Source organism: Staphylococcus sp. MSU001 (genome assembly GCF_052976705.1).
This window is the reverse complement of the sequence record NZ_JBRIKK010000013.1, coordinates 53,560-74,806: the sequence shown is the minus strand read 5'-3', so window position 1 is coordinate 74,806 and position 21,247 is coordinate 53,560. Positions and strand designations below refer to the sequence as shown.

Annotated in this window: 19 protein-coding genes; 14 read left to right on the top strand and 5 right to left on the bottom strand. The window is 32.1% G+C overall.

Annotation, left to right across the window (positions count from 1 at the left end):
* The coding region (locus ACVBFA_RS07630) for an oleate hydratase (RefSeq protein ID WP_447158806.1) at window positions 1-1,387 on the top strand (1,387 nt) is incomplete at its 5' end.
* 416 nt (window positions 1,388-1,803) lie between these two features.
* Here the strand turns inward: ACVBFA_RS07630 and graF are convergent.
* A complete protein-coding gene (graF, locus tag ACVBFA_RS07625; RefSeq protein WP_001831711.1) occupies window positions 1,804-1,938 on the bottom strand; it encodes a glycopeptide resistance-associated protein GraF in 135 nt (44 codons plus the stop codon).
* A gap of 151 nt (window positions 1,939-2,089) precedes the next feature.
* Between graF and auxA the strand changes: the two genes are divergently transcribed.
* The 5 genes from auxA to ptsP all read left to right on the top strand — a co-directional run bounded on the left by auxA (window position 2,090) and on the right by ptsP (window position 7,604).
* On the top strand, window positions 2,090-3,382 hold the full coding sequence (auxA, locus tag ACVBFA_RS07620) for a lipoteichoic acid stability factor AuxA (RefSeq protein ID WP_447158805.1): 1,293 nt from the start codon (window positions 2,090-2,092) through the stop codon (window positions 3,380-3,382).
* A 307-nt stretch (window positions 3,383-3,689) separates the two neighbouring features.
* Window positions 3,690-4,862 carry a class I SAM-dependent rRNA methyltransferase gene (locus ACVBFA_RS07615; RefSeq protein WP_126122673.1) on the top strand — a complete coding sequence of 391 codons (1,173 nt, stop codon included), beginning with the start codon at window positions 3,690-3,692 and terminating at the stop codon, window positions 4,860-4,862.
* Window positions 4,863-4,921: 59 nt separating this feature from the next.
* Window positions 4,922-5,461: a hypothetical protein gene (locus ACVBFA_RS07610; RefSeq protein WP_046044106.1), complete on the top strand. Its 540-nt coding sequence runs from the start codon at window positions 4,922-4,924 to the stop codon at window positions 5,459-5,461.
* A 155-nt stretch (window positions 5,462-5,616) separates the two neighbouring features.
* A complete protein-coding gene (locus tag ACVBFA_RS07605) occupies window positions 5,617-5,883 on the top strand; it encodes a phosphocarrier protein HPr (RefSeq protein ID WP_001831726.1) in 267 nt (88 codons plus the stop codon).
* Between the two features lie 2 nt (window positions 5,884-5,885).
* Entirely contained in the window at window positions 5,886-7,604 is a 1,719-nt protein-coding gene (gene ptsP / locus ACVBFA_RS07600; RefSeq protein WP_002486525.1) for a phosphoenolpyruvate--protein phosphotransferase, read from the top strand.
* A 265-nt stretch (window positions 7,605-7,869) separates the two neighbouring features.
* Here ptsP and ACVBFA_RS07595 read toward each other — a convergent pair whose 3' ends face one another.
* Window positions 7,870-8,106 carry a glutaredoxin family protein gene (locus ACVBFA_RS07595; protein WP_447158804.1) on the bottom strand — a complete coding sequence of 79 codons (237 nt, stop codon included), beginning with the start codon at window positions 8,104-8,106 and terminating at the stop codon, window positions 7,870-7,872.
* 204 nt (window positions 8,107-8,310) lie between these two features.
* Here ACVBFA_RS07595 and ACVBFA_RS07590 point away from each other — a divergent pair, with 204 nt between their 5' ends.
* The 3 genes from ACVBFA_RS07590 to ACVBFA_RS07580 are packed head-to-tail and all read left to right on the top strand — an operon-like array spanning window position 8,311 to window position 11,394.
* Window positions 8,311-9,666: a cytochrome ubiquinol oxidase subunit I gene (locus ACVBFA_RS07590; protein WP_447158803.1), complete on the top strand. Its 1,356-nt coding sequence runs from the start codon at window positions 8,311-8,313 to the stop codon at window positions 9,664-9,666.
* The gene (locus ACVBFA_RS07585) at window positions 9,663-10,679 is read left to right on the top strand and encodes a cytochrome d ubiquinol oxidase subunit II (RefSeq protein ID WP_032604451.1); all 1,017 of its coding nucleotides are present in this window, start codon (window positions 9,663-9,665) and stop codon (window positions 10,677-10,679) included. The genes ACVBFA_RS07590 and ACVBFA_RS07585 overlap by 4 nt, the downstream gene beginning before the upstream one ends.
* A 55-nt stretch (window positions 10,680-10,734) precedes the next feature.
* Window positions 10,735-11,394 carry a potassium channel family protein gene (locus ACVBFA_RS07580; RefSeq protein WP_001831652.1) on the top strand — a complete coding sequence of 220 codons (660 nt, stop codon included), beginning with the start codon at window positions 10,735-10,737 and terminating at the stop codon, window positions 11,392-11,394.
* Between the two features lie 970 nt (window positions 11,395-12,364).
* Here the strand turns inward: ACVBFA_RS07580 and rnjA are convergent.
* From rnjA to def, 3 genes are all read right to left on the bottom strand, one after another.
* Window positions 12,365-14,047: a ribonuclease J1 gene (rnjA, locus tag ACVBFA_RS07575; protein WP_001831649.1), complete on the bottom strand. Its 1,683-nt coding sequence runs from the start codon at window positions 14,045-14,047 to the stop codon at window positions 12,365-12,367.
* On the bottom strand, window positions 14,047-14,265 hold the full coding sequence (locus ACVBFA_RS07570) for a DNA-dependent RNA polymerase subunit epsilon (protein ID WP_001831646.1): 219 nt from the start codon (window positions 14,263-14,265) through the stop codon (window positions 14,047-14,049). The genes rnjA and ACVBFA_RS07570 overlap by 1 nt, the downstream gene beginning before the upstream one ends.
* A gap of 434 nt (window positions 14,266-14,699) precedes the next feature.
* Complete coding sequence (gene def, locus ACVBFA_RS07565; RefSeq protein WP_002457448.1) at window positions 14,700-15,251, bottom strand: peptide deformylase; 552 nt, start codon at window positions 15,249-15,251, stop codon at window positions 14,700-14,702.
* A 182-nt stretch (window positions 15,252-15,433) separates the two neighbouring features.
* Here def and ACVBFA_RS07560 point away from each other — a divergent pair, with 182 nt between their 5' ends.
* The 5 genes from ACVBFA_RS07560 (at window position 15,434) to lpdA (ending at window position 21,168) form a co-directional block, all read left to right on the top strand.
* Window positions 15,434-16,060 (top strand): YkyA family protein, encoded by a 627-nt coding sequence (locus ACVBFA_RS07560; protein ID WP_002491585.1) that lies wholly within the window; start codon window positions 15,434-15,436, stop codon window positions 16,058-16,060.
* Window positions 16,061-16,230: 170 nt separating this feature from the next.
* Window positions 16,231-17,343 (top strand): pyruvate dehydrogenase (acetyl-transferring) E1 component subunit alpha, encoded by a 1,113-nt coding sequence (gene pdhA, locus ACVBFA_RS07555; protein ID WP_001831653.1) that lies wholly within the window; start codon window positions 16,231-16,233, stop codon window positions 17,341-17,343.
* A 3-nt stretch (window positions 17,344-17,346) separates the two neighbouring features.
* Complete coding sequence (locus ACVBFA_RS07550) at window positions 17,347-18,324, top strand: alpha-ketoacid dehydrogenase subunit beta (RefSeq protein ID WP_447158802.1); 978 nt, start codon at window positions 17,347-17,349, stop codon at window positions 18,322-18,324.
* A gap of 131 nt (window positions 18,325-18,455) precedes the next feature.
* The gene (locus ACVBFA_RS07545) at window positions 18,456-19,757 is read left to right on the top strand and encodes a dihydrolipoamide acetyltransferase family protein (RefSeq protein WP_002446172.1); all 1,302 of its coding nucleotides are present in this window, start codon (window positions 18,456-18,458) and stop codon (window positions 19,755-19,757) included.
* A 4-nt stretch (window positions 19,758-19,761) separates the two neighbouring features.
* Window positions 19,762-21,168, top strand: a complete 1,407-nt coding sequence (gene lpdA, locus ACVBFA_RS07540; RefSeq protein WP_126122528.1) for a dihydrolipoyl dehydrogenase — start codon at window positions 19,762-19,764, stop codon at window positions 21,166-21,168.
* Window positions 21,169-21,247 lie beyond the last annotated feature (79 nt).

Genomic DNA, 21,247 nt, shown 5'->3' with positions numbered 1-21,247 from the left:
TGGTAAACGCATTGATACTGATGGCGATTTTACATTGTCTAAAAAAGCTATTAAAGAAATTTTAAATTTATGTATGAAAAAAGAAGAAGATTTAGAAGATGTTAAAATTTCCGAAGTTTTCACTGAAGATTTTTTAAATTCTAATTTTTGGTTATATTGGAAAACAATGTTTGCTTTTGAACCCTGGCATTCAGCAATGGAAATGCGTCGATATCTTATGCGTTTTGTTCACCATATTGGTGGTTTGGCAGATTTTAGTGCTTTAAAATTCACTAAATATAACCAATATGAATCTTTAGTATTACCAATGGTAGAATATCTAAAATCACATAACGTGAACTTTGAATTTGGAGTACAAGTGAATAATATTTTAGTTGATGCAACATCATCTACTAAAATTGCTAGAGAAATCGTTTTAACTAGAGATGATAAAGAAGAATCTATCCCGTTAACAGTTAATGACTTGGTATTTGTTACTAACGGAAGTATTACTGAAAGTTCAACCTATGGGGATAACGACCACCCTGCTCCTATAACACATTCTTTAGGTGGTAGTTGGACATTATGGAAAAACTTAGCTAATCAAAGTCCAGAATTTGGTAGACCTGAGAAATTTTGTGATCACATTCCAGCTAAAAGTTGGTTTGTATCAGCAACGGCAACAACAGATAATAAAAAGATAATCTCATATATCGAACAATTGTGTAAAAGAGATGTTTTATCTGGTCGGACAGTCACAGGTGGTATCATTTCTGTAGCTAATTCAAGTTGGCAACTTAGTTTTACAGTAAACCGTCAGCAACAATTTAAGAAACAACCTAAAAATCAAGTTAGTGTATGGATTTACGCATTATACTCTGACGAAAAAGGAGACTTCATTAAAAAGCCAATCACGGAATGTACTGGTAGTGAAATCTGTCAAGAATGGTTATATCATATGGGTGTTCCACAAGAGGAAATTGTTGAATTAGCTCAATCGGAATGTAACACGATTCCTGTTTATATGCCGTATATAACTGCATATTTCATGCCTAGAGCATACAAAGATCGACCGTTAGTAGTACCGAATGGCTCTAAAAACTTAGCATTTATTGGAAACTTTGCAGAAACAGAACGAGATACGGTATTCACTACAGAATATTCAGTTAGAACAGCTATGGAAGCTGTTTATCAATTATTGGATGTTGATAGAGGTGTACCTGAAGTTTATGCTTCTGAATTTGATGCACGCGTACTGATGGATGCATTTTATGAATTAAATGATCGTAGATCTTTACATGAACTTGTCAATAAAAACTTTATCAAACGATCAGTATTAAATACAGTGTTGAAGAAAATACGTGGTACTTTTATTGAAGAATTGTTACGTAAACATAAATTACTATAGTGCAATTAAGTGATAAATATAACTGTCCTACAAGATATAGGATTTTGGCGACAGTTTTTATTTATAAATGATATTAGTCATGATTTAAGAACTATGATGCAAATCTTTCGAAAAAGTAGTCGTAAAATGGTTATGTTATTTCTTTAGAATAAATAAGTGTTCTAAAGAAATTTACATAAATGTTAACTATGAAATAAAAAAGGTTAAATAATAACGTAGATTTGTATTAAAAGATAATATTATAATGATAATCATAGATGAACGCCTTATGTATTATTACGAAAAAAAGACAATTTCTATCAAAAATTTTAATAGAAATTGTCTTTTTATATTACTTATGAACTCAATGATTCAACGATTTAAATGCTAACAAATCTTTTTATTACCTAGCATAACCACTTATATCATTAATAAAATTAATCTAGTGTATCTTGAATATCTTTCTTAGTTTGTTCGATATCATCTGTTTTTTCTTCGTTTTGTTCTTTAAGCTTTTCTTCTACTTCTTTGGCTTTTTCTGCTGATTTTTTTTCGAATTCTTTATTTGTCATAAAAATTCACCTCTTTAATAGGATTTCTGTTTACACAAATGGTTTACCCCGTTATTCTATTAATAAACGTTTGTAGGTCTATAGATGTATTTCATGATATTTTAAAGACAATTAAACAATCTTCATATATAATAATTTTGAGGTGAACAGTATGTCTTTTCTTAGGAAACACACCGAAATTATATTTAGTTATATTATCGGTATCGTTTCACTTTTTACAGGTCTCATTATTTTTATTAACTTACCTTTAATCAAACAATTTAAAGGTGACAAAAAGGTTGATACGCATGTGCATAACGTATGGGAATTCCTAAATGCCTTTTTTGCCGAGATTATAAAAGTGATGAGCAAATTTATTGGTGGCTTTCCAATTACAAGTGCCATAGTAATCATCGTATTTGGTATTTTAGTGATGTTGTTAGGTCACACTTTATTTAGAACTATTAAATACGATTATGACATTTCAATTTTCTTTTTAGTTATTGGCATTATGTACTTTATCATTACATTATTGCTAATGACACAAGTGTATGGCTTTTTTGCAATCGTCTTTATTATTCCTTTTACAGTTCATATTGGTTACATAGTTTATAAAGATGAGTTGAACCAAGACAATCGTAAGAACCATTATATGTGGATTATTGTAACTTATGGAATGAGCTATCTTATTACCCAAATTTCGCTATATGGACGTATTGACGCAAATGAAATTGAATCAATTGATATTTTAAGTGTGAATACTTTCTTCATTATTATGTGGTTATTAGGTCAGATGGCTATATGGAATTTCTTATTCTTAAGACGTTCATTACCACTTACTAAAGAAGAGTTAGGCGAAGAGGAACCTGAACTTTCAAGAACTAATAAAGGCAATGTATCTAATCAAACTAAAGTTCACTTAAAACAACTACAAGATAAGACAACCGAGTATGCACGTAAGACCAGAAGAAGTTTTGATTTAGATAAAATTAGAGCCAAAAGGGACAAGTTTAAGCAAAAAATTAACAGCATAGTAGATATACAAGAGGACGATATTCCAAATTGGATGAAAAAACCTAAATGGGTTAAACCTATGTATGTTCAATTGTTTTGTGGTGTAATTATTCTGTTTTTTGCTTTTCTAGAATTTAATAATAGAAATGCATTATTCTTAACTGGTGAATGGGAGTTATCACAAACGCAATATGTAGTTGAGTGGGTAACGTTATTGTTGCTACTTTTCATTATTATTATTTATATTGCAACTACATTAACTTATTATTTAAGGGATAAATATTATTATTTACAACTCTTTATGGGCAGTATTTTATTCTTTAAATTTCTTACAGAATTTATCAATATTATGGTACATGGATTATTATTATCAATTTTCATTACGCCAATCTTGTTATTAATGCTTATTGCAATGATTGTTGCTTATTCTTTACAGTTGAGAGAAAAATAAATGGGTTAAATTTGATTTATAAATATTAATCATTGGTAAAAATACTTAACTTTTCAAATCAATGATTGTATTTATCTAGCTTTATATTCAATGAACAGTAAGAAATATTCACAGAAAAGTTTCTATGTGAGCAATACATTTCATGGGTGGGATAGTGAATTCAGAATGAATTTCGTCCCACTCTTTTTTTGTGTGATTCCCTAAAGTTATTTGTTAAAATGATGATGAAATTATATGGTGTTAACTGGATTTACGAAACAAAATTATCATAACTAACAGTGATAAAAATTAAGAGAGGTATTCATTTATGAAACTTGCTACGCTAAATAAAGGCAAAGAAACAAAGTATTTAAACCACTATCCATTAATAGATGAAGAAGATTTATTTGAACATGATCATCTTAAAGAAGGTGATTTGATAACGCTGGTGACAGAGCAACAACAATATATAGCTACTGGATATATTGGAAGACAACATAAAGGATTAGGGTGGGTATTGAGTTATAATCAAAATGAAGAGATTAACACTTTGTTTTTTAGACGTTTATTTGAAGCTGCATTAAAAGATCGACAATACTATTTCAATATAGAAGGTACAAACGCATTTAGATTATTTAATGCTGAAGGTGACGGTGTAGGTGGTCTGACAATTGATAATTATAACGGACATCTTTTAATTCAATGGTATTCGAAAGGGATATATAAATTTAGATTTCCTATCTTAGAAGCAATCAAAGAAGTATATGAATACACTTCAATTTTTGAGAAAATGCGTTTTAAAGGTTCTTCCTACACTGGTGGCTTTGTAGAAGGTAATGCGCCTGAATTTCCTATCGTTATAGAAGAAAATTTTACTTTTTATAACGTAGACCTAAATGATGGTCTTATGACTGGTATATTTTTAGATCAAAAAGAAGTTAGAAAAAAATTAAGAGATCAGTTTTCAGAAAGAAGACATGTACTTAACTTATTCAGTTACACTGGAGCGTTTTCAGTAATAGCAGCTGAAAATGCAAACTCAACAACAAGTGTAGACTTAGCAAATCGCTCTAGAGGGCTAACTGAAGAAAATTTTGGTTTAAATGGTATCAACCCTAAATCTCAATATATTTATGTTATGGATACATTTGATTTTTATAATTATGCAGGACGACATGGGCATCAATACGATACAATTGTTATTGATCCACCTAGCTTTGCGAGAAATAAGAAAAAAACTTTTTCAGTTCAAAAAGATTATAATTTATTAATTGAAGGAGCCCTTAACATTTTATCGCCTGGAGGTACATTACTATTATGTACCAATTCAAGTGCATTTTCTCTTAAGGCATTTAAAAATGTAATAAAGAAAACACTAGCCCAAAATAATATTGAATATGAAATAAATGAAGTAATGGGGTTACCTAAAGATTTTAAAACTCATCCTCACTACAAACCTTCAAAATATTTAAAAGCAGTATTTGTAACAATAAAAAATTAATTTTCTATAAATATGGGTATAAATCACTGTTAAAGTATTATTTGAAAGGATGTCATTAAATGGGAATTAGAAGTAAACTAACTAATAATATTACAAATAAAGTAGGGAACTCATTACTGAACATAGAGGAAATTAAAGAGAAAGGTGATTTGCCAACTACACAGGAAGAACTTAGACAACGTAGAGAGAGAGCTGAAACTTTAGTTAAAAAGAAATCGCTACTTTCCTCCGGTGCTAGTATAGTTCCTATTCCAGGACTTGATTTTGGAGTAGATCTTAAACTAATGAGAGATATTATAGAGGATGTAAATAAAATTTATGGTTTAGATCACGATCAAGTTAATTCACTAAGTGATCAAGTGAAAGAAAGAATTATGTCTGCAGCAGCAATTCAAGGAAGTCAATTTATTGGACGTAAGGTATCAGAGGCGTTGCTTAAAGTTGTGATTAAAGATGTAGCTAAACGAGCAGCTGCCAAACAAACAAAATGGTTCCCGTTTGTTGGGCAAGCTGTATCTGCATCCATTAGCTATTATTTTATGAACAAATTGGGTAAAGATCATATCAATAAATGTGAAAAAGTTATCAATAACTTATAGAAGTGTTATAATCGTCTCGAGGTGCAAAATTTATATGCTGAAAACGATTTTAAACGAATTGAATTTAGCTATAGGTTTTGGTAAAGTTAAGTTGTAAATATTTTGTTAGATTGTAATAATATTGAAGATTCTAACTGTACAAAGGAGAGTTTAATATGGAACAAAAATCATATGTAATCACAGACGAAACAGGGATTCATGCTCGCCCTGCTACAATGCTAGTACAAACTGCATCAAAATTTGATTCAGATATTCAATTAGAATATAACGGGAAGAAAGTTAATTTAAAATCAATCATGGGTGTAATGAGCTTAGGTGTAGGTAAAGATGCTGAAATAACTATTTATGCTGACGGTAGCGATGAAACTGACGCAATTCAATCTATCACTGATGTCTTATCAAAAGAAGGTTTAGCTGAATAATTATGTCTAAATTAATTAAAGGGATTGCTGCATCAGATGGTGTTGCAATCGCAAAAGCTTACTTAATTGTAGAGCCAGACTTATCTTATGACAGTAACGAAAAAGTTACTGACACAGAAAGTGAAGTTGAAAAGTTTAATGACGCTATCGAAGCTTCAAAAATTGAATTAACTAAAATAAGAAATAATGCCGAAGCTCAATTAGGTGCTGATAAAGCAGCGATTTTTGATGCACATTTACTTGTTTTAGATGATCCAGAATTAATACAACCCATTCAAGACAAAATTAGAAATGACAAAGTCAATGCTGCAACTGGTTTGGATGAAGTAACGACACAATTTATTTCTATTTTTGAGTCAATGGATAATGAATACATGAAAGAACGTGCAGCTGATATCAGAGATGTTTCTAAACGTGTATTGGCTCATATTCTAGGTGTAGATTTACCTAATCCTAGTTTAATCAATGAAAGTGCTGTCATTGTAGGTAATGACCTCACACCTTCAGATACAGCACAGTTGAATAAAGAATTTGTTCAAGGTTTTGTAACTAATATTGGTGGTAGAACAAGCCACTCTGCAATTATGAGTCGTTCTTTAGAGATTGCAGCTGTTGTCGGTACTAAATCTATCACTGAAGAAGTTAAACAAGGTGATATGATTATTGTAGATGGTATGTCCGGAGATGTTATCATTGATCCTACAGAAGATGAGTTAATTGCTTATCAAAACAAACGTGAGCGTTTCTTTGAAGATAAGAAAGAACTTCAAAAATTGCGCGATGCTGATACAGTAACAGTTGACGGTGTCCATGCTGAACTAGCTGCTAATATTGGTACTCCAGATGACTTATCAGGAGTTATTGATAACGGTGCACAAGGGATTGGTTTATACCGTACAGAATTCTTGTACATGGGTAGAGACCAAATGCCTACTGAGGAAGAACAATTCGAGGCTTATAAAAAGGTACTTGAAACTATGGACGGTAAACGTGTAGTTGTACGTACTTTAGATATTGGCGGAGATAAGGAGCTTCCATACTTAGATTTACCTAAAGAAATGAATCCATTCTTAGGTTATCGTGCGATACGTTTATGTTTAGCACAGCCGGAAATCTTTAGACCACAATTACGTGCATTACTACGTGCTTCAGTTTATGGGAAATTGAATATTATGTTCCCTATGGTAGCAACAATTAAAGAATTCCGTGACGCTAAATCAATACTTCTTGAAGAGAAAGAAAATCTTCTTCGCGAAGGTTACGAAGTTTCAGATGATATTGAATTAGGTATTATGGTTGAAATTCCATCTACCGCGGCACTTGCTGATGTATTTGCTAAAGAGGTAGATTTCTTTAGTATAGGAACGAATGACTTAATTCAATACACATTAGCTGCTGACCGTATGTCTGAACGAGTTTCATACTTATATCAACCATATAATCCTTCAATTTTACGATTAGTTAAACAAGTTATTGAAGCTTCTCATAAAGAAGGTAAATGGACTGGTATGTGTGGTGAAATGGCTGGAGATCAAACAGCTGTGCCTTTATTATTAGGTTTAGGTTTAGATGAGTTCTCAATGAGTGCGACTTCTATCCTAAAAGCTAGAAGACAAATCAATGGTTTAAGTAAAAATGAAATGGCTGAACTTGCTAATAGAGCTGTTGAATGCTCAACGCAAGAGGAAGTCGTTGAATTAGTTAACCAATTGGCTAAATAATTGACTTTAAAAAGAATATTTTAAGAGTATAAGACATAAAGTTCTTAGACTAGAAAAAGACAATTTCTATTAAAATAATATAGAAATTGTCTTTTTATAATGGTTTAAATCATATTAGTTTGTTAAATTCTATTTTTCTGCAAAATATGTCCTAGAATATTTTTTTAATATATTATATTGATTTAATAAATTACTTGAAGATGACAATATTTGTTTAGCTAGTTTGAAAATTTGAAATTAAACACGCGAAAATTAAAAATAGAAATTAAGGTGTAATATTCAATTCATAATTCAATTTTTCCATATCTACTTGATACATAGGTATCCCTTTAAGCAAAATAAAAGGTGTTGCAAATGCATCGTAATTCATCATTTCATTTTTATATTTTGGATTTTTGATATTTTTCTCTGTAAATTTTATATTTTTATTTACTAAATAATTTTTAATAAAAGCACAAGGTGGACAGTCATCTTTTGTATAAATAATCACTGTATCAGTCATATATTACATCCTCTCACGATTTATCTTACAACACTATATTAAAAAAGAGACGTCATTTCAACTTTGTGAACGTTGTGTGAAAAGACATAAAATCGTCACAGTGATTTAAAGCAATTTAATTTAGTTCAATAGTACTAAGGACTTATAATTTTAATCACTTGTCACTCCAATAACTAAAAAATAAAAATGAAGGGTGATTTATAGATGGATTCAGTTGAAATAGCTCGATTGTTGACGGGTATGACACTTGCAGTGCATATCATATTTGCAACAATTGGTGTTGGTATGCCACTTATGTTTGCAATAGCAGAGTTTATTGGCATAAAGAAAAATGATGCGAATTATATTACATTGGCTAAAAGATGGTCGAAAGGCTACACAATAACCGTTGCTGTTGGCGTCGTTACAGGTACCATTATTGGTTTACAACTTTCACTTGTCTGGCCAACATTTATGAAAATGGGCGGTCATGTTATCGCTTTACCACTATTCATGGAAACTTTTGCATTCTTTTTTGAAGCAATCTTTTTAAGTATTTATTTATATACTTGGGAAAGATTTAAAAATAAATGGACACATTTTTTCATATCTATACCCGTTATTATAGGCGGTTCATTTTCTGCATTCTTCATTACATCAGTCAATTCATTTATGAATACTCCAGCAGGTTTTGAAATAAAAAATGGTCGAATGGTAAATGTTCGACCATTAGAAGCAATGTTTAATTCATCGTTTATGGTTCGTGCTTTACATGTAGTTGCAACTGCAGGTATGACGATGGCGTTTATATTAGCTGCCATTGCAGCGTTTAAATTATTACGTCATAATCATAAAGAAGATAGAATATACCATACAAAAGCTCTTAATTTAAGCATGATTGTTGGATTCATCAATACCGTTCTTTCGATGATTGCAGGAGATTTATCTGCTAAATTTTTACACAAAGTTCAACCAGATAAGCTTGCAGCATATGAGTGGCATTATGATACGCAATCTCATGCGAATTTAGTTCTTTTCGGTGTATTAAATGAAAAAACACATGAAGTTTCAGGAGCACTAGAGATTCCTGGATTACTTAGTTTTTTAGCAGATAATAGTTTTAATACAAAAGTTAAAGGTTTAAATGCATTTCCTAAAAATGAATTACCTCCTATGATAGTTCATTACTTTTTCGATTTGATGGTATCAATGGGAATATTCTGTTTTATCATTTCAGGACTCTATATGTTATTTTTAATTGTTAAAAAGTTACGTAAATATGTAACTAGTAGTGTGATGTTATACGCTATCTTGTTAACTGGTCCCGCATCAATGTTAGCGATAGAATTTGGTTGGTTCTTAACTGAAATGGGTCGTCAACCGTGGATTATACGAGGGTATATGCGCGTATCAGAGGCGGCTACCCAGGCGGGGGGAATCACATTAGTAACGACGTTATTCGGTTTACTATATCTTTTATTACTAGTTACTTCGGCTTATGTACTAATTAGAATTTTTAAAAATCAACCTGCTTATAAAGATGTAGAAAAAGTGATTGAAGAGAGAGGTGAAACAAAATGATTTACGCTTATATCGGTATAACAGTATTATGGGTATTTTTATTTTGTTATATTATCATCGCCTCCATTGATTTTGGTGCAGGTTTTTTCGCATTGCATTCTAAAATGACAGGTAATGAGAAAAAGGTTAATCATTTAATCCATAGATACCTCAATCCAGTTTGGGAAGTTACAAATGTCTTTTTCGTTTTCTTTTTTGTAGGATTTATTGGTTTTTTTCCTGATTCTGCTAAATACTTAGGAACAGTTTTATTAGTTCCTGGATCAATAGCTTTAATTCTTATTTCTATACGAAGTAGTTTTTATGCTTTTGAAAATTATGGTCAAGATACTAAACTACCCTGGATTGTATTATATGGTTTAACAGGTCTATTAATTCCAGCCTCTCTAGCAACTGCTCTAACAATTTCAGAAGGTGGTTATATCTATGAGCATGGCACACATGTTGATTTAGATTGGATACAATTATTATTAAGTCCATTTGCATGGTCTGTAGTATTCTTAGCCATAATTTCAGTGCTCTATATTTCATCAGGTTTTTTAACATATTATGCTCATAAAGCAAATGATCAACCAGCTTATGATATGACACGACAATGGCATATTTTTTGGGGGCCACCTATGATTGTGATTTCATTATTTGTTTTCTTATCTCTTAGAATTCAAAATTCTGATCACTTTAGAACTGCTATTTTTAATTATTGGTGGATGTTTGCAATCAGCTTTATATTTTTTATAATAGCTGGATTACTGACTATATTTAAAAAGAAACATGGTTTAGCTTTTATCATGGTTATATTGCAAATGTTATTTGCATTCTTTGGCTACGGAATGAGTAAACTTCCATATTTACTTTATCCGTTTATTAAAATTACAGACTCTCATGTCAATCCGGAAATGGGATTATCATTAGTTATTGTTTTTGTTTTAGGTTTACTTTTATTAATTCCATCGTTAATATTATTATTAAGATTATTTGTTTTCGACAAAGCATATGTGGAAGGAAAGAAATAATAAGACTCTGAGGAATGTTAGTAATCATTCCTCTTTTATATAGTGGAGGACGAATATGGATAAAGAGTATGTCGTAATTGGACTAGGGCGTTTTGGCGGTAGTATTGTTAGAGAACTTAACGCATTAGACATGGATGTTATGGCTATTGATAGAGACGAAAATCGTGTTAACGAATATAGTGATATAGCAACACATGCTGTTGTTGCTGATACAACTGATGAGGCAGTAATGAAGAGTTTAGGAATACGTAATTTCGATCATGTTATTGTCGCTATTGGTGAGAATATACAATCTAGTACACTAACGACGTTAATTCTTAAAGAATTAGGTGTCAAAAAGGTTACTGCTAAAGCTCAAAATGATTATCATGCTAAGATTTTAAATAAAATAGGTGCTGACACTGTTGTGCATCCTGAAAGAGATATGGGAAGACGTATTGCTCATAACGTTGCTAGTGCTAGTGTACTTGATTACTTAGAACTTGCTGATGAGCATTCAATCGTTGAATTAAAATCTACAGAAAAAATGGCAGGTCAAACAATTATTGAATTAGATATTCGAGCGCAATATGGTATTAACATTATAGCAATTAAAAGAGCTAAAGAATTTATAGTTTCTCCGGATCCTAACATCAATATTGAAATAGGGGACATTTTAATTATGATTGGTCATGATAATGACTTAGGTCGCTTTGAAAAAAATATAAGTAAGTAAATGTTTACATAATCCAATTTTAAATTGATGTATCTGTATAGCATAAGTGAATTGTTGAAAAGTGAAATTTGTTTCTTTTTGTTTTTAGAATATCGTAAATGAAAATCTAGTTTATAATGTTGAATCTTTTTAAGTATTTAAATAGATTAATAAAATTGTATTATTTTAGGCTTAAACATAATAAAGTACACTTAATTATTTGTACTTCTATTAAATGTTATTCCTGTAAATAAATATTTCAAAATTATAAAAAGTAAACTGGGACATTAATCCCAAAAAAGCAGTAAGATATTTTCTGATTGAAAATTACCTTACTGCTTTTCTCTATTTATACAATACTAAGTATTGTATGACATACTTTGTGAATAAAGGTTATAACATGACTCAATTTACCATACTAATAGAAACTTCAGTACTCATCTCCATAAATGATATGTTTAGCATGTGAATGATATTATTGAAACAATTATAGATCCCGAGTTAAATGAAATTGAACACCATTGTGATACAATCCATTATATCATCGTAAAATGTTGTTAAAAGTAGTTTTATATGTTCTATACATAATCAGTATTTTCTGATTGGAATATAGAGACATTACTTTAAGAAATTTTCTGAACCTAAACCATAAAACAATTAGCTAGTCAAAGAAGGAATAGGATTTGTATTAAAGGAACTTATATAAGTAAGATAGTATCTCAACAAGCTTATTATAGTTTGAAAATTATAAAAGAGACAATTGCTATATGAAATAATATAGCAATTGTCTCTTTTTACTAGTTTAAGAACTTTAAGTTCTATACTTCTTTTTTTATAAGAAATTCAAAGATAGAAGATATAATCTCAAATCGTATTAAATGAATAACTCAAAATAATTAATTACTACTAAAAATATCTAATATTATTAGAGTGATGGAAACATTTAAAGTAGTATAAATTCATTGTAACTTGACTAAATATATTTAAGTGTTTATTTATCTTCATTTACTTTCATTATCACAGGTAAAATCATAGGTTTTCGAGCTGTTTTTTCATAAAGATAAGGATGTAATGTTTCGATAATTGAAGATTTAATTTGATGCCATTGAATATCTTTATTGCTGTTAAGTTTAGAAATGACATCGCCTTTAATTTTACGTTGAGCATCATAAATTAATTGACCAGATTCACGCATATAAACAAAACCACGTGAAATAATATCAGGGCCAGATAGTAATTTGTTAGTATTAAAGTCAATGCTCACAACAACAATAACTAACCCTTCTTCTGAAAGTAATTTACGATCTCTGATGACAACATTGCCAATATCACCTATACCACTGCCATCAACGAGTACATTGCCGGAAGGAATTCTTCCTGCTTTTCGTGCAGAATCATGAGTTAAGGCAAGTACATCACCGATATCGAAAATAAATACATTATCTTCATCAACACCGCATTGAACACCAGTCTCGCCATGAGCTTTAAGCATACGATATTCACCGTGAATTGGCAGGAAGTATTTAGGTTGAATCAGACGTAACATTAATTGTTGATCACCTTGAGAACCGTGTCCAGAAGTGTGAATGTTTGATATTTTACTATGAATCACATCTGCACCAGCTTTGTACAACGCATTAATTGTACGATTGATACTCTTAGTGTTACCTGGAATAGGTGAAGAACTAAATACTACAGTGTCTTCCGGTATAATTTTTATTTGCTTATGTGTACCATTTGCAATTCTTGATAATGCAGCCATAGGTTCACCTTGAGAACCAGTACAAAGAATGAGTAACTCGTGTTTAGGTACACTATTTATTTTATTAGGCTCTATAAACGTTTCTGGTGGCGCTTTGATATATCCTAGTTCCATACCAATTTTGATATTGTTTTCCATTGAACGTCCAAATGTAACGATTTTACGATTATATTTAATTGCTGCTTCAACGGCTTGTTGAACACGATAAATATTAGAAGCAAAAGTTGCAAAGATAATACGACCCTTACAATTTCTGAAAATTTTATCGACATTTTGTCCAACTTCACGTTCACTTAAAGTGAAATCTGGAACTAGTGCATTTGTTGAGTCTGATAGTAAGCACAACACACCTTCATGACCTAATTGGGCCATTTTAGCTATGTTAGCAGGCTCACCTACAGGAGTAAAGTCAAATTTGAAGTCTCCCGTATGAACAATTTTACCTTCAGGTGTATCGACTATAACGCCATATGCTTCTGGAATACTATGTGTGGTTAGATAGAAAGAAATTTCAAAATGCTTAGACTTAATTACGCTACTTTCATCTATTTCATGTAATTCAGTCGTTCTAAGCAAATGATGTTCTTCTAGTTTATTGCGAATGAGACCTAACGCTAATGGACCACCGTAAATAGGTACATTAATTTGTTTTAATAGGAAGGGCACACCACCTATATGGTCTTCGTGTCCATGAGTAATAAACAGACCGACAATCTTATCTTGGTTCTGTTCTAAGTAAGTGTAATCAGGAATTACATAATCAATTCCTAAAAGATTATCGTCAGGGAATTTGATTCCAGCATCAATGATTACAATTTCATCTTTGTACTCAACAGCATAGGTATTTTTTCCAACTTCACCTAAACCACCAAGTGCATATACACCTACTTCATTTGAATGTAGTTGTTTCATTATTCGGCGTTCTCCACATTAAAGTGTGTTGAATGTTCTTTTTCATATTCTAAGTGTGCGCCCTCTAATTTAGTAATAAATTCAATATTAAAATTTCGATCTTTCAAATAACGTCTTACTTGTTCCTCAGTTTGTCCCTCAACATAAATTGTTTGAGTATTTTCACGAACGATGACTTCATCTTTATTATGTTGATAAAATACTTTAAATACTGCCATTATTGTATTGTCCTCCTATAAATTATAATTGTTATATTTTACGACCCTAGTTGTGAATACTCGGGTTATTAAAGATTTTTTACATATCCATTAGAGTATTATTCTTCAATAATTTTTGTGTTCTAAATTTAATTTGTTAGAAACATACCAGCTCAATCTAAACGTAATTTTTATACTTGTTTAATCTCACTGCCCAGTATGTTCTCTAGGGTAATAATGTCGTTCAAAATTTGAAATTAGTATCAATTTACTAAGATTTCAGTTAAGTAATATTTTACATGATGTTTTTGAATAAATAAAGCAGTTTTATTTCGCTATGTACTTTCTTGTTTTTAAATTAATGTTAATAACATTTGAATTACTTTAAAAAAAAAACACTTCATCAAGTAAGTATAAAATGCAACTTAATGAAGTGTTTTAATATAGTTCATGATTTAGACTTCTACGGCCTCTTCATGTGGTTTTAGAGGTTCATTGGCATCAATATAATCATAAAACATAATGCCATTTAGATGATCAATTTCGTGTTGAAATACAATTGCAGGATAGCCTTTGAGGCGTAATTTAACATCATTTCCATCAATATCTTGAGCTTTAATAGTGACTCTATGATGACGATGCACTAAACCTGGGATGTTTTCATCAACACTAAGGCAACCTTCACCAGTTGGTAAATAAGCTTCTTGTACACTGTAACTTACTATTTTAGGATTTACGAGCATATAATCATACGATTTGCCGTTTCCATCATCAGGTAAGTAGACAGCAATCATACGCTTTGGTTCATTAATTTGTGGAGCAGCTAAACCTACACCAGAACGTAGACCATAACGTTTTGCCGTTTCTTCATCCTGACTATTGATTAGAAATTCACGCATTGCGCGCAACGTTTCTTTATCATTGTTAGACAGTGGGAAGCTTAATTCTTTCGCTTTTTCACGAAGTGTTGGATGACCATCTCTTATAATATCTTTCATTGTTATCATGTCATACACCTTCCTTATTAAATAATATATCAGATATGATAGATACAAGTACATTAATAGATACTCAAAGATTTTATAGCTTTAAATGTTTGCACTAGAATATAGAATGATAGCTTTATATTGATTTATTATTATTTATTATTTAATATTACAAGCGAACAACTTTGAGGAGGTAACAGTTCATGAATTTTAAAAAGACTGTAGCAATTGTCCTAACGTCATCAGTGTTATTAGCTGGATGTACTATAGATAAAAAAGAAATTAAAAAATATGATGATCAAGTACAAAAAGCTATGGACCAAGAGAAACCCGTTAATCAAGTAAGTAAAAAAATAAACGAATTAGAAGAGAAAAAGCAAAAATTATTTAAAAAGGTAAATGATAAAGATCAAAGCACACGTAAAAAAGCAGCTGAAGATATCGTTGAAAATGTAAAACAAAGACAAAAAGAATTTGAAAAAGAAGAGAAGGCTATAGATAATTCTGAAAAAGAATTTAAACAAGCCAAGCAATATCTTGAACATGTAGAAAACAAAGCAAAGAAAAAAGAAGTTGAACAACTTGATAGTGCTATTAAAGAAAAATATAAATCACACGATGCTTATGCAAAGGCTTACAAAAAAGCACTTAACAAGGAAAAACAACTGTTTTCTTATTTGAATGAAGATAATGCAACACAATCAGAAGTAGACGAAAAATCTAAAGATCTTTCTAAAGCATATAAAGAAATGAATAATAAGTTTAATGCATACTCAAAAGCCATTGAGAAAGTAAAAAGAGAAAAACAGGATGTAGACCAATTAAAATAAATAATGAGTTAATACAGTTGCGTGATTTTTAATATAACAGGTCATGTAACTGTATTATTTTTATGTGGAACAGAACTTTATGAAATCGTTTAACAGAGATTTTTATTTGTGATACAATTAAGGAGGATAAAATGAATTTCTATTTACATGGGAAAGGTATGGTGAATTGAATGGCTCCTAAGTTACAAGCCCAATTCGATGCAGTTAAAGTTTTAAATGAGACTCAATCGAAATTTGAAATGGTTCAAATTTTGGATGAAGACGGAAATGTCGTTAATGAAGACTTAGTACCTGATTTAACAGACGAACAATTAGTGGAATTAATGGAAAGAATGGTATGGACTAGAATTCTTGATCAACGTTCTATTTCATTAAATAGACAAGGACGTTTAGGTTTCTATGCACCAACAGCAGGTCAAGAAGCTTCACAATTAGCATCTCAGTATGCTTTAGAAAGTGAAGACTTCATTTTACCTGGTTATCGTGATGTGCCTCAGATTATTTGGCATGGCTTACCTCTTACAGACGCGTTCTTATTCTCAAGAGGGCACTTCAAAGGTAACCAATTCCCTGAGGGAGTTAATGCACTTAGCCCACAAATCATTATCGGAGCACAATATATTCAAACTGCCGGTGTAGCATTTGGACTTAAAAAACGTGGCAAAAATGCAGTGGCAATTACTTATACTGGTGATGGTGGTTCATCACAAGGTGACTTCTATGAAGGAATTAACTTTGCATCTGCATATAAAGCACCTGCAATTTTTGTAATTCAAAACAATAACTATGCCATCTCTACACCACGTAGTAAACAAACAGCTGCAGAAACATTAGCACAAAAGGCTATTTCAGTTGGTATCCCTGGAATTCAAGTTGATGGAATGGATGCTTTAGCTGTTTATCAAGCAACATTAGAAGCACGTGAACGTGCAGTAGCAGGAGAAGGTCCAACTGTTATCGAAACTTTAACTTATCGTTATGGACCACATACTATGGCTGGTGATGATCCTACTCGTTATAGAACTTCAGATGAAGATGCCGAATGGGAGAAAAAAGACCCATTAGTACGTTTCAGAAAATATTTAGAAGCTAAAGGTCTTTGGAATGAAGACAAAGAGAATGAAGTGGTTGAACGTGCAAAATCTGAAATAAAAGCAGCTATTAAAGAGGCTGACAATACAGAAAAACAAACTGTTACTTCTCTAATGGATATCATGTATGAAGAAATGCCTCAAAATTTAGCAGAACAATATGAAATTTACAAAGAGAAGGAGTCGAAGTAAGCCATGGCACAAATGACAATGGTTCAAGCGATTAACGATGCGCTTAAAAGTGAACTCAAAAGAGACGAAGACGTTTTAGTTTTCGGTGAAGACGTTGGTGTTAACGGTGGTGTATTCCGTGTTACTGAAGGTTTACAAAAAGAATTTGGCGAAGATCGAGTGTTTGATACACCATTAGCAGAGTCTGGAATTGGTGGGCTTGCACTAGGCTTAGCAGTGACTGGCTTCCGTCCAGTTATGGAAATTCAATTCTTAGGATTCGTTTATGAGGTGTTTGACGAAGTAGCTGGTCAAATTGCTCGTACTCGTTTCCGTTCAGGTGGAACTAAACCAGCGCCAGTTACAATTCGTGCACCTTTTGGTGGTGGCGTTCACACTCCAGAGTTGCATGCTGATAATTTAGAAGGTATCTTAGCTCAATCACCTGGTTTGAAAGTAGTTATTCCATCAGGACCATATGATGCTAAAGGATTATTAATTTCTTCTATTCAAAGTAATGATCCAGTTGTGTATCTAGAACATATGAAATTATATCGTTCTTTCCGTGAAGAGGTTCCTGAAGAAGAATACACACTTGACATCGGAAAAGCCAATGTTAAAAAAGAAGGTAATGATATTACTTTAATATCTTACGGGGCAATGGTACAAGAATCACTAAAAGCTGCTGAAGAGTTAGAAAAAGATGGTTATTCAGTTGAAGTTATTGACTTACGTACTGTACAACCAATTGATATCGATACTCTAGTAGCGTCTGTTGAGAAAACTGGTCGTGCTGTAGTTGTACAAGAAGCTCAACGCCAAGCTGGTGTAGGTGCACAAGTGGCAGCAGAATTAGCAGAGCGAGCAATTCTTTCATTAGAAGCTCCAATAGCTCGAGTAGCCGCATCAGATACTATTTATCCATTTACTCAAGCTGAAAACGTTTGGTTACCAAATAAAAAAGATATTATAGAGCAGGCTAAGGCAACTTTAGAATTTTAATTATTAAAACAAGCAAACGTAAAAATATCAATCAAATAAAGTTTACATTTAGTTGTAAGGTCTTCCTTACCTTACAACTTTTGTATAAATTTTCAATAATTTAAATACGTAAATCTTAGGAGGACAAGAACGTGGCATTTGAATTTAGATTACCCGATATCGGGGAAGGTATCCACGAAGGTGAAATTGTTAAATGGTTTATTAAAGCCGGCGACACAATTGAAGAAGATGATGTATTAGCAGAAGTTCAAAATGATAAGTCTGTAGTAGAAATTCCTTCTCCAGTAAGTGGTACTGTTGAAGAAGTGTTAGTAGATGAAGGAACAGTGGCAGTTGTAGGAGATGTCATCGTTAAAATTGATGCACCTGATGCAGAAGAAATGCAATTTAAAGGTCATGGCGATGATGAGGATTCTAAGAAAGAAGAAAAAGAACAAGAATCAACTGTGCAAGAAGAAGCTTCATCAACTCAATCACAAGAAAAGACAGAAGTAGATGAAAATAAAACTGTTAAAGCGATGCCGTCAGTGCGTAAGTATGCACGTGAGAATGGTGTCAATATTAAAGCTGTAAATGGTTCTGGTAAAAATGGACGAATTACAAAAGAAGACATTGATGCATACTTAAATGGTGGTAGTTCCGAAGAAGGTTCAAACACTAGCGCAGCATCTGAATCAACTTCTAGTGATGTCGATAATGCTTCAGCAACACAAGCTTTACCAGAAGGTGACTTCCCTGAAACTACAGAAAAAATACCTGCAATGCGCAAAGCAATTGCTAAAGCAATGGTTAATTCTAAACACACTGCACCTCATGTTACATTAATGGATGAAATTGATGTGCAAGAACTATGGGATCACCGTAAGAAATTTAAAGAAATTGCTGCTGAACAAGGTACAAAACTTACTTTCTTACCATATGTTGTTAAAGCACTAGTTTCTGCACTTAAAAAATATCCAGCACTTAATACTTCTTTCAATGAAGAAGCTGGAGAGGTTGTGCACAAACATTACTGGAATATTGGTATTGCTGCAGATACGGATAAAGGATTATTAGTACCAGTAGTTAAACATGCTGATCGTAAATCAATATTCGAAATTTCTGATGAAATTAATGAACTAGCTGTAAAAGCACGTGATGGTAAATTAACTTCAGAAGAAATGAAAGGTGCAACATGCACAATTAGTAATATCGGTTCCGCTGGTGGTCAATGGTTCACACCAGTTATCAATCACCCAGAAGTAGCTATCTTAGGAATTGGCCGTATCGCTCAAAAACCTATCGTTAAAGATGGAGAAATTGTAGCTGCACCAGTATTAGCTTTATCATTAAGCTTTGACCATAGACAAATCGATGGTGCTACTGGACAAAATGCTATGAATCACATTAAACGCTTATTAAATAATCCAGAATTATTATTAATGGAGGGGTAAAAACATGGTAGTTGGAGATTTCCCAATTGAAACAGATACTATTGTAATAGGAGCAGGTCCAGGTGGATATGTCGCAGCCATTCGTGCGGCTCAATTAGGACAAAAGGTAACAATCGTTGAGAAAGGTAATTTAGGTGGTGTGTGCTTAAACGTAGGTTGTATACCTTCAAAAGCATTACTTCATGCTTCTCATCGCTTTGTTGAAGCGCAAAATTCAGAAAACTTAGGGGTAATTGCTGAAAGCGTTTCTTTAAACTATCAAAAAGTTCAAGAATTCAAGACTTCTGTAGTTAATAAATTAACTGGCGGTGTTGAAGGACTTTTAAAAGGTAACAAAGTAGAGATTGTTAGAGGTGAAGCTTATTTCGTTGATAACAATAGTTTACGTGTCATGGACGAAAAGAGTGCTCAAACTTACAATTTCAAACATGCGATTATAGCTACAGGTTCAAGACCGATTGAAATTCCAAATTTTGAATTCGGTAAACGTGTTATCGATTCAACAGGAGCTTTAAATCTACAAGAAGTACCTAACAAAATAGTTGTAGTTGGTGGCGGATATATCGGTTCTGAATTAGGTACTGCTTTTGCAAACTTTGGCTCTGAAGTTACAATCCTTGAAGGTGCAAAAGATATTCTAGGCGGATTTGAAAAGCAAATGACGCAACCTGTTAAAAAAGGTATGAAGGAAAAAGGTATCGAAATCGTTACTGAAGCAATGGCAAAATCTGCTGAAGAAACTGAAAATGGTGTCAAAGTAACTTATGAGGCAAAAGGTGAGGAACAAACTATCGAAGCTGATTATGTTTTAGTTACAGTTGGCCGTCGCCCTAATACTGATGAATTAGGATTAGAAGAACTTGGTCTAAAATTTGCTGATCGTGGATTACTAGAAGTGGACAAACAAAGTCGTACTTCTATTGAAAATATCTTTGCGATTGGAGATATTGTACCTGGATTACCATTAGCTCACAAAGCTAGTTACGAAGGTAAAGTTGCTGCTGAAGCGATAGATGGTCAAGCCGCAGAGGTAGATTATATTGGTATGCCAGCAGTTTGCTTTACAGAACCAGAATTAGCACAAGTTGGTTATACTGAAGCTCAAGCAAAAGAAGAAGGTTTATCAATTAAAGCTTCTAAATTCCCTTATGCAGCTAATGGACGAGCTTTATCTTTAGATGATACAAATGGTTTTGTTAAGTTAATCACGCTTAAAGAAGATGATACGCTTATTGGAGCACAAGTTGTAGGTACTGGTGCATCTGATATTATCTCTGAATTAGGTTTAGCTATCGAGTCAGGTATGAATGCTGAAGATATCGCATTAACTGTACATGCACACCCAACTTTAGGTGAAATGACAATGGAAGCTGCTGAAAAAGCAATTGGTTATCCAATTCATACTATGTAATTACAAGTTAATAATGATAAATGTATTCAAATTAATATGATTTATTTATGATTTGTACGTATATTACTTTTTCGTATGT